12 protein-coding genes are annotated in these 13,325 nt (G+C 69.6%); 6 read left to right on the top strand and 6 right to left on the bottom strand.

The annotated features are described in order from the left end of the window. Positions 1-13: 13 nt before the first annotated feature. Complete coding sequence (locus ACFQ46_RS10710; RefSeq protein ID WP_380259489.1) at positions 14-1,405, bottom strand: polysaccharide biosynthesis tyrosine autokinase; 1,392 nt, start codon at positions 1,403-1,405, stop codon at positions 14-16. Positions 1,406-1,584: 179 nt separating this feature from the next. On the opposite strand from ACFQ46_RS10710, the gene ACFQ46_RS10705 reads away from it, so the two are divergent. From ACFQ46_RS10705 to ACFQ46_RS10695, 3 genes are all read left to right on the top strand, one after another. Next, a complete protein-coding gene (locus ACFQ46_RS10705; RefSeq protein WP_380259488.1) occupies positions 1,585-2,979 on the top strand; it encodes a sugar transferase in 1,395 nt (464 codons plus the stop codon). Beyond that, positions 2,976-4,103 carry a glycosyltransferase gene (locus ACFQ46_RS10700; protein WP_380259487.1) on the top strand — a complete coding sequence of 376 codons (1,128 nt, stop codon included), beginning with the start codon at positions 2,976-2,978 and terminating at the stop codon, positions 4,101-4,103. The genes ACFQ46_RS10705 and ACFQ46_RS10700 overlap by 4 nt, the downstream gene beginning before the upstream one ends. Before the next feature lie 153 nt (positions 4,104-4,256). Further along, complete coding sequence (locus ACFQ46_RS10695) at positions 4,257-4,727, top strand: hypothetical protein (RefSeq protein ID WP_380259486.1); 471 nt, start codon at positions 4,257-4,259, stop codon at positions 4,725-4,727. A 4-nt stretch (positions 4,728-4,731) separates the two neighbouring features. Here the strand turns inward: ACFQ46_RS10695 and ACFQ46_RS10690 are convergent, their stop codons facing one another. Genes ACFQ46_RS10690 through ACFQ46_RS10680 form a run of 3 tightly spaced genes read right to left on the bottom strand, consistent with a single transcriptional unit; the run spans position 4,732 to position 7,042 of the window. Continuing rightward, positions 4,732-5,382, bottom strand: a complete 651-nt coding sequence (locus tag ACFQ46_RS10690; protein ID WP_380259485.1) for a hypothetical protein — start codon at positions 5,380-5,382, stop codon at positions 4,732-4,734. After that, positions 5,379-6,764: a hypothetical protein gene (locus ACFQ46_RS10685; protein WP_380259484.1), complete on the bottom strand. Its 1,386-nt coding sequence runs from the start codon at positions 6,762-6,764 to the stop codon at positions 5,379-5,381. The genes ACFQ46_RS10690 and ACFQ46_RS10685 overlap by 4 nt, the downstream gene beginning before the upstream one ends. Beyond that, complete coding sequence (locus ACFQ46_RS10680) at positions 6,761-7,042, bottom strand: hypothetical protein (RefSeq protein WP_380259483.1); 282 nt, start codon at positions 7,040-7,042, stop codon at positions 6,761-6,763. Before ACFQ46_RS10680 ends, ACFQ46_RS10685 begins: the two co-directional genes overlap by 4 nt. 224 nt (positions 7,043-7,266) lie before the next feature. Here ACFQ46_RS10680 and ACFQ46_RS10675 point away from each other — a divergent pair, with 224 nt between their 5' ends. Together ACFQ46_RS10675 and ACFQ46_RS10670 are read left to right on the top strand one after the other, a co-directional pair. After that, positions 7,267-8,349 carry a hypothetical protein gene (locus ACFQ46_RS10675; protein ID WP_380259482.1) on the top strand — a complete coding sequence of 361 codons (1,083 nt, stop codon included), beginning with the start codon at positions 7,267-7,269 and terminating at the stop codon, positions 8,347-8,349. Next, the gene (locus ACFQ46_RS10670) at positions 8,349-8,843 is read left to right on the top strand and encodes a hypothetical protein (RefSeq protein ID WP_380259481.1); all 495 of its coding nucleotides are present in this window, start codon (positions 8,349-8,351) and stop codon (positions 8,841-8,843) included. Before ACFQ46_RS10675 ends, ACFQ46_RS10670 begins: the two co-directional genes overlap by 1 nt. Before the next feature lie 1,354 nt (positions 8,844-10,197). Here the strand turns inward: ACFQ46_RS10670 and ACFQ46_RS10665 are convergent. Next, complete coding sequence (locus ACFQ46_RS10665; protein WP_380259480.1) at positions 10,198-10,776, bottom strand: hypothetical protein; 579 nt, start codon at positions 10,774-10,776, stop codon at positions 10,198-10,200. A 22-nt stretch (positions 10,777-10,798) separates the two neighbouring features. Further along, positions 10,799-11,197 (bottom strand): hypothetical protein, encoded by a 399-nt coding sequence (locus tag ACFQ46_RS10660; protein ID WP_380259479.1) that lies wholly within the window; start codon positions 11,195-11,197, stop codon positions 10,799-10,801. A 360-nt stretch (positions 11,198-11,557) separates the two neighbouring features. Here ACFQ46_RS10660 and ACFQ46_RS10655 point away from each other — a divergent pair, with 360 nt between their 5' ends. Next, positions 11,558-11,956 carry an Lsr2 family protein gene (locus ACFQ46_RS10655; protein WP_380259478.1) on the top strand — a complete coding sequence of 133 codons (399 nt, stop codon included), beginning with the start codon at positions 11,558-11,560 and terminating at the stop codon, positions 11,954-11,956. The last annotated feature ends 1,369 nt before the right edge of the window (positions 11,957-13,325 follow it).

Raw genomic sequence — 13,325 nt, 5'->3', positions numbered from 1 at the left:
CGCTAGCCGCGTCTCAGCGTTCCAGCACGACGGCCTCGGCGTCCTCGGGGACGGTCGGTTTGTACCCGTAGCCGTACTCGTAGGCGTAGGAGAACTCCGACGCCTTCGCCGGGACCATCGTCAGCACCCCGCCCAGCACTCGCGCGTCGACGGCGCGCAACCGTTCCAGGCCGCGGGTCAGGTGGTCGCGGGTCGTCTTGCCGTGCTTGACGACCATGATCGCCCCGTCGGTCTGACGGGCCAGCACGGCGGCGTCCGCGACGGGCAGCAGCGGCGGGGAGTCGATGATGACGAGGTCCGCGCGCTCGCGCAGCCGCGTCAGCAGGTCCGCCATGTGCCGCGACCCCAGCAGGGCCGCGGGGTTCAGCGGGATGGGACCGCTGGCCAGAACGGACAACCCGGTGTCGCCGTAGGGCTGCAGCACGTCGTCGAGGTCCGCGCGGCCGGCCAGCACCGTCGTGAGGCCGGCGCTGTCCTCGACCCCGAGGTAGTCGGCGACCTTCGGCAACCGCAGGTCGCCCTCGACGAGGATGACCCGCATCCCCGCCGTCGCGGCCGTCAGGGCGAGGTTCACCGCGGTGGTGCTCTTGCCCTCCCCGGGCAGCGCGGAGGTCACGACGAGCACCTGGGGCGGGTGGTCGACGTCGGCGAACTGCAGGTTCGTCCGGATCTGGCGCAGCGCCTCCGACTGCGGGGACCGCGACCCCTCCAGCACGAGTTCGGGGCGCGGACCGCCCGGGCCGTCGGGGACGGACCCGAGGGCGGGAGCGCCGTGGTCGGTGATCGTCGTCAGCGACTTCACGGTCGTGTCGAGCACCTCGCGCAGCACGGCGAGACCGGTCCCGAGGACGACACCGGCGAGCAGCCCGAGGGCCAGCGTCCGGGGCAGGTTCGGCGCGATCGGGTCCTCGCGGACGACCGCGGGCCGCAGCACGCTGACCCGGACCGGGCTCATCGTGTCGGGGGTGGCCTGCTCGAGTTCGCTGACGGCGGTCCCGAAGTGCTTGGAGATCGCGTTCGCCACGTCCACCGCCAGCCTCGGCGAGGACTCGTCGACGGTGACCTCGATGAGGACCGTCCCCAGCGGCGCGCTGGAGTTCACGTGGCTCGCCAGCGCACGGGCCGTCGTCTTCAGTCCGAGCTCGTCGATGACGGGCTGCAGCACCTTCGGGCTGGTCAGCACGCCCGTGTAGGACTGCACCCGCTGCTGGGTGAACATGCTGCCCTGCATGAGCGCCGTCGCGTTCCCGGTGTCGTACATCGACACGAACAGCAGGCTGTCCGCGCGGTAGACGGGTGCGCTCGCGCTGAAGGCCCCGACGCCCGCCCCGGCGCCGAGCAGCACCGAGAGGATCACCAGGATCCAGTGCTTGCGCAGCGCGCGCAGGTAGTCGACGAGTTCCACGGACGTCCATCGGCCGTCCCCGTCCGCACCTGACCCCGGGCTCCGGGGCCGGGACCCGGAGCCCCGGGCGCGACGGAGGAGGCTTCGGGCCTCAAGTCGACACGCCGGGGGGACGACGATCACGGGGTCAGGCCCGGGCTTCGTGCTACCGGGCGTCCGATCTGGAGGACCGCGTGACCATGGCCAGTGAACCGAGCACGGGTGTGCGCCCGGCCGATCGCTGGGTCGCGTCCGGGATCGGTCGCACCCACGGACCCAGGTCCCAGCTGGGGTTGCTGCTGCTGGCCACCGACGCCGTCTGCGTCCTGGCCGTCGTCCTGCTGCTCGGCCACGACGAGCCCGCCGTCCTGGTCTTCTCCCCCGCCGTGCTGGTCGTCCACGCCTTCGCGGGTCTCCACCAGCCCCGCCTCGACCTCAGCATCCTCGACGACCTGCCCCTCCTGCTCGGCGCGGCCATCGCCGCGGTCGGTCTCGCCTCCATCGCCCAGGGGGCGCTGGGGATCGGGCAGGTCGACGGGACCGCGCTGCGGGCCGTCCTCGTCCAGACCGCGCTGTTCACCGTCGCCCGCACCGTCGTGTACTCCGTCCGCCTCCGCCACCGCCTGTCCCGCCGCGTCGCGTTGCGCACCCTCGTCGTCGGCTGCGGCGGCCTCGGCGCCCAGCTCGTCGAGATCCTCGGCTCCGGCGAGCACGGACTGCTGCCCATCGGCTTCATCGACGACGACCCCCGCCTGCCCGCCGCGGTGCGACCGCTGCCCGTCCTGGGCGGCATCGCCGACCTCGAACGGCTCGTCGCGGAGCACGAGGTCCAGATCGTCGTCATCGCCTACTCCAACGCCCCCGAGATGGTCGTCGTCGACGTGCTCCGCGGGTGCCAGGGCCTCGACGTCGAGATCTTCACCGTCCCCCGGTTCTGGCAGGTCACCAACACCCACCGCTTCGTGCAGTCCGTGCGCGGCGTCCCGCTCGTCCGGCTGCGCCGCCCCGCGTTCCGCGCCCAGAGCTGGCGGCTGAAGCGGGTCATGGACGTGACCGCCTCCGCGATCGGGCTGCTCGTCCTCAGTCCGCTCATCGCCGCGTGCGCGCTCGCCGTGCGCCTCGAGGTCGGCCCCGGTGTCCTGTTCCGCCAGGAGCGCGTCGGCATGGACGGCCGGCACTTCCCGCTGCTGAAGCTGCGCACCCTGCGGGTGGACGACGCCGAGTCCGACACCCGCTGGAGCGTCGGCGAGGACAGTCGGGTGGGTCCCGTCGGCCGGTGGCTGCGCCGCCTCTCCCTCGACGAACTGCCCCAGCTGTGGAACGTCCTGCGCGGCGACATGTCGCTCGTCGGACCGCGTCCGGAACGTCCGCACTTCGTCGAGAAGTTCACCGTCGACTACGACGACTACCTCTGGCGCCACCGCGTGCCCGTGGGCGTCACCGGATGGGCCCAGGTCCACGGCCTGCGCGGCGACACCTCGATCTCCGAGCGCGCCCGCTTCGACAACCACTACGTCGAGAACTGGTCACTGTGGCTCGACGTCAAGATCCTGCTGCGCACCGTCGTCCAGGTCGTCACGGCAGCCGGCCGGTGAAGCCCCTCGTCCTGGTGCTGGGCACCGCCGACTGGGACGCCGTCATCGCGACGAACCAGCACCACGTCAGCGCGGCCCTCGCGCAGCGCTGGCCGGTCGTGTTCACCGAGGGAGCCGGCACCCGGCGACTGCGGCTCTCCGACGCCCGTCGCGTCCTGCACCGGCTGCGTCCGTCCGTCCCCGTCGCCGGACGTGCGCTCCCGGCCGGGCTCGAGGTCGTGAGCACGCGGCTCGTCCCGCACCACGCCCCCTCGACCCGCCCGGTCAACGCCCGGCTGCTGCGCCGCCAGGTCCGGCGCTGGATCGAGCACGACGGGCCGCGGCTGCTCTGGAGCTACACCCCGTTCACCTACGGCCTGGAACGTCACGCCGACGCCGCCGTCTACCACCTCGTCGACCTGCTGCACGAGAACCCCGGCGTGCACCGGGGACGGCTGCTGGCGGCCGAACGCGTCCTCGCCCGCGGGAGCGACCTGGCCGTCGCGACGAGTCCCCTCGTCCAGGCCCACCTCGACGCGCAGGGGTTCGCCCGGACGACGTGCCTCCCCAACGTGTGCGACGTCGACCTCTTCGCCGCGGCCCGCGGACGCGGTGTTCCACGTGGAACCACGGTCGTCTTCGCCGGGACGCTGGCCCCGCACAAGGTCGACCTGGCCCTGCTGGCCGACCTCGCCGCCTCCCTCGGGACCGCGCGACTGCGGTTGATCGGACCCGTGACCGACTCCGCTGCAACGGATCCCGCGTGGTCACGGCTGATCGCCGCCGGCGCCGAGATCGTCGGCGCCCTCCCCGCGGTAGCGCTCGCCGACGAACTCGCCGCCGCCACGGTCGGGATCGTGCCCTACCTCGTCTCGCCCCTCACGGTGGGCATCAGTCCGCTGAAGACCTTCGAGTACCTCGCCGCAGGACTGCCCGTCGTGAGCACACCGTTGCCGGCTGTCACCGCGGTTCCGGGCGCGGTGTTCGTCGCCGACCGCGAGGCGTTCGTGCGCCAGGTCCTGCACGTGCTCGCCGTCGACGACCCGTCGCGACCCGAACGCGTCGCCGCGGTGGCGCAGGGACAGGACTGGACCTCGCGGGGACGGGAACTGCGGGCGCTCGCCGGGGCGCTGCTCGCGGCGTGAGTCGGCCGGGTGGCGACCTCCCGTTCTCGTCCGGAGCGGTCGGGCCCTGATCCGTCCTGGAGAGGTGGCCCGGAGGATTCCCACGTTCGAGGAGTGGTCGGCGACGGCCCAGCCCGTGCTGTCCGTCGGCCTGGACCACGCCCGGCGTCCGGCGTGCTGGAGACCGCGGCGACGATCGGTGTCGGGGTGGTGCTCGGGATCGGGTTCCTCGGGATGGCCGCGTTCCCGGTGGTGAGCGACGGAGCCCGGTCCCGTCGAGGTCGTGAGCTGGAGCTCCGGGTCGGGCGTGACCACCTGGAGCCGTTCACGGTGCGGCGCTCGCGGGGCCGCTTCCGCTGGGAGTCCACCGACGTCCCCGTCTCCCGGCCCGTCCCCGACGGCTGTGCACCGAGCTGGCGCGTGCCGCACACGGAGACCGTCGGAGCGGAACTCCTCCGGTCGGCGAAGGGTGAGCACTGGAGCGAGGTCGAGCGCTACGTCTTCGCGCTGACCTTCGCCGACGGGAGTTCGCTGCACCTGGACCTCGAAACCGGACGCGGAGACTCCGCGGGGCAGCTCGTCCGCCGGCGGGCGGGTCTGCCGGGGTCCTGGAGCGAGCCGCGACCCGCCGAGACCGCCGGCTGAGAGCTCAGGCCGCCGCGACCTCGGCGACGAGGAAGCGGACGGAGCTGACGACGGCAGCCGCGAGGTTGCTCACCGAGCCCCAGACGTGCAGGGCGGGGGAGTCGATCGTCACGACGACGACGGAGCCCCCTGCGGGGTGCGGGATGTGGACGTCGAAGCACCCGTGGTCGAGGAACGGTCCGTCCTCGGCGGGCGCGGGGTCCGGCGCGAAACTGCGCCGCTCGAACCGGGTGTCGACGACGGCCGGCCCGCAGGGCAGGTCCAGCCAGCGGACGTCCGCGGGGCCGTCCGCCGGAGAGTGCCTGCGCTGCAGCAGTTCCAGGATGCCGCGGGCGGCGACCTCGGGGTCGTCGTGCGCCGACGGCGAGCGCGACACCGACAACGTCACCGGGGCGATCCCGCCCTGCTCGTCGCCGAGCAGCCCCAGGGCGGCGAACCCGACCTCGATCGGGGCCGCGGCCTGGGCGCGCAGCAGCACCAGGATCCGGGTCGCGACGACGAGGCGGTGCTCGTCGCCGCCGTGCGGCAGCAGCCCGGTCACGAGGTCCTCGAACGCGTCGGGGTCGGGCATCCCCTCGGCGTCGAGGTCGAGGGGGAGGGCGTGGAAACCCGCCGGGACGACCAGTTCCAGGCCGAGGTCGTCGACGGGGTTCACCGGGAGGCTCCCTGGACGGCGGCGACGAACGGGTCGCTGGGGTGGGGCTCGCGCGGGTTCGCTGCGGCCCAGGCCTTTCCGGCGACCGTGGTCGCCATCTTGACGTGGGCGTCGACGAGGTTCGCGGTGGCGCTCGCGGTGTCCTCGATCACCAGTCCCGCCACGGCCGGGACCTTCTTGCCGATCAGGCCCGCGACGACGTTGATCCCCTTCGTGCCGACGATCTGACCGGAGCCGAAACCGACCTGCGTGTTCGCGACGACGGACTTGGCCCGGTCGGCCAGCCCTCCGGGTCTCACCGTCACCGCCGCGACCTTTCCACCGACCACCTCCTGGATCGTGCCGAGGGGCTTCTGCAGCACACCGGGAGCCTTCTCGGCGAGCTCGGTGGTGAACACCTTGGCCGCCCACGGGACCTTCGCCGCAGCCTTGTCCACCGTGACGGCTCCGCTGAGCCGGGTCGACGCGGCGGCGGCCTTCACCAGTCCCTCCGTACCGGCGCCGACGGCCTTCACCCCACCCACGACACCCTTGATCCCGGGAAGGAGACCGAGAGCGTCCAACCCGATGGTCGTGAGGCTCACGTCGGCGCCCGCGAGCTCGGCGATGCCGTGAGCGGCGAGTGCCCCCGCGCTCGTGAGCAGGGCTCCGGCCGCGAAGACCGCGCCGACGGGTTCGATGGCCGCGGTCAGGATCGCGAGGGTCGCGAACACCGACGACAGCGTCGAGAGCGCGTCTCCGACGGCGGCGAAGTCGTCGGCGTGGTCCTTCACCCAGTCCCAGGTCTTCTCCCAGCCGTCGGTGACGGTGTCGGCGATCTGCTGCCAGAGGTGGTGCTGCAGCGCCTGGTCGGCGGCCTTCTCGAGCGCGACGCCGACCTCGTCGGCGGCGTCGAGGTAGCGCTGGTGCAGGTCCAGCGAGCGCTTGCGGACGGCCGTGAGTCCCGCCTGGGCGGAGTCGACGGCGTCGGCGAGCTCCCCGACGACCCGCGCGGTGTCCTCGGGAGCCGTGACGCGGGGCTGGTTCCGGGCGGCCTGCGCGGCGCTGACCCCGGCCGCCGCGGTGGCCGCCTCACGTTCGAGGTGGTCGGCCTCGGCCTGGAACGCGGCGAGCTGGGTCTGCCAGCGCAGCAGCGCGTCACGCCCGGTGTCGAAGGCGTCGCGGGCCCGCTCGACCAGCGGCAGGAGGTCCTGGTGGGTCTGGTCGACGAAGGCCTGGGCCGCCTGGCCGCGCCACTCGCCGGCCTCGATGCGGCGCAACCGGCCGGCGGTGTCGCCGAGGCCGCCCGCCAGGTCGCGCAGGGAGCCGGCGAGGGAGCCGGTGCCGTGGACGTCGCCCGGGGTGGGGTCGGCGCCGAGGTGGGGGAAGCTGCGCACGGTCACCGGCACGACTCCGAGAGCCTGGTGTCGACGTCGGCGAACGTCTTCTCGATGACGTCGAGGTCGGCGGTCGCCGTCCCGACCTGGTCGGCGAGCCTGCCGAGGCCGTGGTTCCAGTCGTCGGAGAAGTCCTCCAGGCGCCGGATCAGCTTCGGGGCTCCGAGCGCAGCGGTGTCGTGGCCGCCGAGGCGGCGGCGGGCGGTGCTGAGGTCGTCGGCGACGCAACGCAGGTCACCTCGCAGGGAGGTCACGGCGGCGTCGGTCAGGCGCAGGTCGGACACGGGAACCTCTCGGGACGGGTGGCTGGGCCACCACGGTCACCCGCGGGCCGGTCTCGCGGGGCTCGATCCCCCCGCGGTCCGCCCGATGGCGCAACGGACCTCACCCACCCGTCGGGAACCGATCACGTTTCGTACCCGCCTCGTGACGCCAGGGTCTTCGCCCGCTCGGGTGCCGCTCGCCCGTTCGGCCCTGGGACGGCGGTGAGCTGTTCCATCCTGGAGCCATGGCCCGTGAACTCCCCTCGTTCGAGCAGTGGCTGCCGACCGCTCGGCCGGTGGCGAGCGTCACCCTCGACGCCTCGCTCCGTCCCGCGTGGCTCGTCGACGCCGCCGGTGACCGGCTCGACCCCCGGGTGCTGGGCTGGGCCCGCATCCCCGCGGACGACGCACCGCTGGATCCTCCCGAGCAGGACCGGTCGGGTGCCCTGACCACCGCGCTCGAGATCGGTGGCGTGGTCGTCGCCGGGGTCGGAGTCCTCGGGCTGGTGGCGTTGATGGTGGTCGGCGACGCCGCCGGGGCGGCCACCGGGTGGTCCTCGGGGGGCTCCGGCAAGGACGAGTTCGTCCAGCCGGAGTCGTGGGGGCGGTGGACCGAACGTCGTGAGGTGGAGTGGGTGCACGCTCCGGCGCTGCGGTTCGTCGAGGGCGGGGTGCTGACGGGGCTCCCGCAGGCCATCGACGTGAAGCGCAGCGACAAGAGCGGGATCCTCCCGCGCGAGCGCCTCGTGCTCAGGGCCGGGGAGGAGCACGTCGAACTCTTCGTCCAGCGCCGTTCCCGGGGTCGCTACCGGTGGCGCTCCACCGACGTCCTCGCGTCCCGGCCCGTCCCGACGCGCTGCGAACCCGACTGGCGGGTGGCCTACGGCGAGATCGCCGGGGCGGAGTTGCTGGACACGTCGAAGGGGCAGGACGGTTCGGAGAGCCGGCGGGTCGTCCTCGCGCTGACCTTCGCCGACGGGAGCGCGCTGCACCTGCGACTCGAGAGCGGACAGGAGAACCGGGTCGCGCAGGTCGTGCGGCACCGCGCGGGCCTGCCCGGCCCGTGGCGCGAGACGGAGCTCGCGGACCAGTGCCGAGGCGTGCCGCAGGTCCAGGCGCGCGACCACCCCGGACTCGCGGCGATCCTGGCCCCCGGAGCGCGCCGCCCGCTTCGGCGAGGCCGTCCTGACCCCGGTGCGCCAGTCGGTGCGCGTGCGCGAGGCCCCCTCCGCGCAGGAACCGCTGATCACCTACGCCCCACCGAGCCCGTCACCGAGGACTACCGCGCGGTCACCACCGCCATACTCCAGCGAGGAGCGACCCCCTGATGCCTCCCAAGAACCGCCGCGGCGGCCTGCGCAGCAACCCCCTCGACGCGGTCATCCCCGACCCCGCCGCAGTCCCCAGCACAGCCCAGGCGGCCCCCGAGCCCGTCGAGGCCGAGGCGCCGACGACGGCTGACCCCGCACCGGGTCAGATCGTGATGGACGAGAGCCACGACCTCCGGCCCACCCCCGAGGCCATCCAGCACGTCGAGACGGCGATCCGCGCGGGTCGAGCCAGCACGCCGGAGGAAGCGCCGACCAAGACCGTCGTCGACCCGGACAAGAAAGTGAAGTTCAACGGATACGTCAGCCCCGAGCACGCCGACCGCGCCCGGGACGCGCTGTACGTGCTGCCGGGGGAGTGGACCACCGGCCGCTTCCTCGAGCACGCCATCGACCTGGCCCTGGCCGACCTCGCGGAGACCTACAACGGCGGCAAGCCGTTCGCTAAGCGCCCCGCCGGCCAAGGGTTGCGCCGCGGGCCTCGCATCACCTGAGCCGCATAAGGACTGGAGCAGAGCCATGAACTTCCGAGGCGCCAGCGCCACCATCCGGCCTGTCCTGCAGCACGTCGCGGCCCAGGGCTTCACCGTCGAGCACGCCGCCGGGTCAGGGCACTGGAAGGTCAGCGACCCCGACACCGGGGCCTTCCTGTGCGCGTTGCCGCACACCCCGTCCTCGCGCCAGGCCGCCGCACGGGCGAATTCTGTCCTACGCCGTGCCGGCATCGACCCCATACCTCTGGCGAACCCGAGGAGTAAGCAGAGCCGGACGGCGACCGCCCGGGCCACTAGGAGGTCAGAAACACTCGCCAGGTAGCCGCCAGCCCTGACTGACCGTCGGGGCTGACGACTACGACTGGCGTACGGGCCCACGTCTACGACGTGGGCATCGGGCGTTGGCTTACCTTGCCCGGCGCGGTCAGCACCCCAAGGGGTGCGACCGGTCAGTCACGGCTGGCTGCCGCCAGCTCGGCGACTACTTCTTGTCGCTCTTGCGACGGCGGAGCCACCACGTCAGGGCGCGAACGATGTTCGCTCCTGCGTTGATGACGCCTGTGACCGTGCGAACGACATCGTCGAAGTCTTCGTCCACGATGCGCCTCCTTGGTCCAGGGAGACCAAGGAGAGGCGTGCAGGGGAGTCACGAGAGCGACTTGTCGCTCGCGTGCTCTCGATGCGCTTGCCGCGACAAGATGCGTCCGAAGACTTCATTTTGCGCTGTTGTGCGTCGATGTTGTACATTGACGTTGTCTTTCACCAAGCGGGAGCCTCTCGATGGCTCCAGTCCGACGTTCGGCAAAGTTGGTCCGAACGTGTGAGAAGTGCCTCAATGGCGTCCCTGGTGTGTCAGCACCAGCTAGCCTGAAGGCGCAACCCAGAAGCCTCTCTCGAGGCCTCGTCTCCTTGTAGAGACTGCGCGTGGGTGCTACTCGTAGCTCCCACTGTGGAGCATATCACACAGGGCCACGGTCGACTCTCATGATCATGGAACTACGGTGATGTCGCTTCGCAGTCTGCTCAAGTTGCATCACGCCCGTGTCGATTGGCACGGGCGTTCATGCGTTCAAGGACGCACTGAGCGAGTTGTGCCAGAGGATGCGGCGGTCTGTCGATCAGCTCGAACTGACGATGAGGTAGCGCTGGGCAGTGATCGGACGTCCCCAGTAGACCGGGTCATGCTCAGGTGCAGTCCGATCCTGCCGATGCAATTTATGCCTCGGATTGACCGTACGGCCAATTTGAGACACTCTTAGTACCTGCCCACCTCCGCTGGAGGATCGGGAAGTGAGGCCAGGACCCCCGCCGGACGACGGGACCTGGCCTTCGCGCTGTTTGGGGCACTCGCGCCTCAGCGCAAGGTGATGTCGATCTCTCGCACGGTGTGCACCATCAGCTCCAGGTAGTCGTTGACTCCTGCTCGCGACTGCCCGACGGCGCCCGCTACGGCATCGGGGATCCAGAGCATCGGCTCCTCGTTCGGCTGGGCGAACTCCACCCGCAGCTCGTCCGGAATCGCCTTCTGGCTGCGCAGTGCGTCACGCATCTTGTGGTCGTGCTTGTTGAGGCTCGGGGTCCGCTGCTCCTGGAAGATGCTGCCCACGCCGAGCTCCCACAGCTCCATGTAGAGCCTCTCCATGCAGACCCGGCGTGCGCGCTCCTGTCGTTTGGGGTCCATCGGTGCCCCAATCACGACGACGGACGACAACGTGATCTTGCCGACCGCGGTAGCGATTTTGCGCTGCCGCGGTGCGTCCTCGTCGCGCCAGTGCAACCGCTTCTGCCGGCCCTTGAGCAGCTTGCGCAGGTCATCGCGGACCGAGTCGCACTCGTCGGGGTCCGCGACCACGGCGGCCATCAGGTAGAGCCCCTTGTCCTGGCGCATCGACTCGTCGACGAAGGAGTGCAGCGCGTTTGAGTTGACGCTCATCTTGCTCCTCCCTCGCGCTTGATCAGTCGTTGGACGCTGCGTTGCGGTTGCTGACAACCTTCTGGCCGTCCTTGGACAAGTCGATGCACAACACGTCGTCTTCAAGGAAGGGGATCCACCGGCGCGACTCAGTGGTGTCGATCTTGTAGTACTGCGTGAACAACGTCCCGGCCACCATGATCGGACCCTTGCCCGTCTTCGTGGACTGCGGACGTGCAGGGTAGGCGTTCGGCTCTTCAATGCTCGCAGCCTTCAAACCGATGATCTTGCGATCGGCGTCCCACATCAGCAGAACTGCTTCGGGGTCTTTGAGGAGTGCATACGCGGCGCGGTTCAGTGACAAGAGGCCTCGCCGCTGGATCGTCACGTTGGGCACCTTGGCAAGAGGTGCGCTCTTCTTCTCGAAAACCTCGAAGCCCATGCTTCCTCCTGCGTGATCACTCATCGGACTGCTTCTCTACATCATGCCATGAGTGTAGTTCGGCTGTCGTCTTCATCCCTTGAGTCAGTTTTCGGATCCTCTATAAGGACTCTCAGGGCCCGCGGCGTACATCGATTTGCCGTGCTGGGGACACCAAGCCGGGTTGGCGTGCGTACGGCTCTAGTGCGCCGCACTGTCGGCGGCTCTCTGGGTACCCATGATCATCTCGTCAGGCGCATCAGTCCTGTCCCGCGCATCAGTCCTGTCCCGAAAACACTGGTTGCTGGGACACCTGGGCCCGACAAGCCTCGCCGCATGCAGGGTGCGTCCGCGTACCGCGGGATGACCAAGCTGAGGGTCGTGGTGTTTCTGGAGGAGGGCAGCTCCGACGGCATCATGGACGTTGTGGCCCAGACGACGCGCATCCTGCTGACCGACGACCTCGACGGCTCGGAGGCGAACGAGACAGTCACCTTCACCGTCGACGGCGTCACCTACGAGATCGACCTCAGCGACGAGCACGCCCGGCAGTTACGCGAGTCCGTCGCCGACTACGTCGACAACGCCCGCAAGCTGAGCGGCCGCCGCACCCCGGTGACGAAGCGGGCAGCGTCCAAGCCGACCGACGCGCAGTTCAGCGGCGACAGGCCCAACACCCAGCAGGTGCGGGAGTGGGCCAAGGAGCACGGCATCGAGGTCTCTGAGCGGGGCCGGCTGAGCAACGACCTCATCGTGCGCTTCCAGGAGGCCAACGGCTGAGACCCGCTCACAGCCCTCTTTTCCTTGGGGCAACATCGCCAGTCGCTCACCACAGCGCGCCAGGCCCACAACGTCGCTGACGGTGGCAAGCCGGTGCTTCGGCTGGGGGGAGTGAAGTGATGCGCTCTTGACTAGATCCGGCCGGTGCCGGTTTGGACCTCGGCGCTGCGGGCCGGCTGGGCCTTCGCCGACGTTGCTCTACCGCGCGGAAGGTTCGTGACCACCGCAGCGCGAACGCTTCAAGGTCGTCAACGCTGCTGTACTCGGCGGGCTCCTCGTCTTCCATCGCTGTTCATGCAGCGGTGCGCCAGGTCCGGCAGCGACGGTGACGGCGTGACGGAGGGCCGGTGATCGGTGCGACCCAGTTTCTATCTCAGCGGCGCAGGCCGCCCGTCGCTTCGGTGGGGTCACGGGGTACTCAGCTGTCAGCCGATGAGAACGCCGCAATACGCCCTAAACGTGATAATTTCCAAAATACCGCTAGAAATTGCATCTTAGTAATTTTTACTTAAGTAGACAAAATGGGGTTGTATGGCACGAATCAGCCATACAACCCCATTTGCCAAACCTTAAGATCCACGCAAGAACTGGATTAGCAGCTCTTCAGTCCCTGGAACTTCGCAAGCGTGTTCGAGGCGGACGAAAAAGCGGATCCACCCGGCGCAAGAACAAAGCACTTCGAGTCGGAAGAGATGCTCCACGCGACCTGCACGCGCTGCGTAGACGAGCAGTTGTTCTTCAGTGTGACCTTGGGGGCCTTCTGTGTCGGAAGGGTCTGCCCTGCACTGTAAGTGCTACTCACGCAGGAAGGAACTGCCGCACTTGCTGAAGCAGCACCTGCCACCGCAAACCCGCCAAGTGCCGTCAGTCCAGCCGTAATCAGTGCCAACCTCTTTTGTGCGTTCACAGCTGAACCTCCGAGTCAGAACAATCTGGACGATCTTGCTCTTGAGAAGTTAGGAGAAACCTTTAGGGTGTGTCAAGGGGAAGCTCAAAGCAGTCAAGGTTTAGTTGCATACGTGATCGAACCTCGCGGGATCCGGCCCTGACGCGACTCGGGATGTTTCGTAGTTTGCGGCACACTTATGAAACCCTTCCTTACCGGAAGAGCGCACTTGTGATCTTGGCCCCGAGAGGCGGTCGTGTCAATGACCTCAATGGTTCTTGTTATGCTCAACTACATCAGTCAAGCTGCCCTCGGGGTTGGGATGTGCAGAAGAGCCCCCAAGCTCCATGGCTAGACACTTGGTTTGTACTATGCGTGCATAGTGCTCTCATGTCGTTAGCTGAGCTTCACCTCGCGCTGCTGTCCTTGCGGCCGGCCCATGGGTACGACCTCAAACGCGAGTACGACGCATGGTTCCCCAGC

It is taken from the genome of Kineococcus sp. GCM10028916 (assembly GCF_042674865.1).
Classification (GTDB): domain Bacteria; phylum Actinomycetota; class Actinomycetes; order Actinomycetales; family Kineococcaceae; genus Kineococcus.
Note: the sequence above shows the minus strand (reverse complement) of the source record. Positions and strands in the feature narration are given on the sequence as shown.

Bases quoted from the DNA above. Each gene is read 5' to 3' on its own strand.
- ACFQ46_RS10670 (WP_380259481.1), top strand. From the start codon at position 8,349: ATGCCTCCCAAGAACCGCCGCGGCGGCCTGCGCAGCAACCCCCTCGAC.
- ACFQ46_RS10705 (WP_380259488.1), top strand. From the start codon at position 1,585: ATGGCCAGTGAACCGAGCACGGGTGTGCGCCCGGCCGATCGCTGGGTC.
- ACFQ46_RS10665 (WP_380259480.1), bottom strand. From the start codon at position 10,776: ATGAGCGTCAACTCAAACGCGCTGCACTCCTTCGTCGACGAGTCGATG.
- ACFQ46_RS10675 (WP_380259482.1), top strand. From the start codon at position 7,267: ATGGCCCGTGAACTCCCCTCGTTCGAGCAGTGGCTGCCGACCGCTCGG.
- ACFQ46_RS10660 (WP_380259479.1), bottom strand. From the start codon at position 11,197: ATGGGCTTCGAGGTTTTCGAGAAGAAGAGCGCACCTCTTGCCAAGGTG.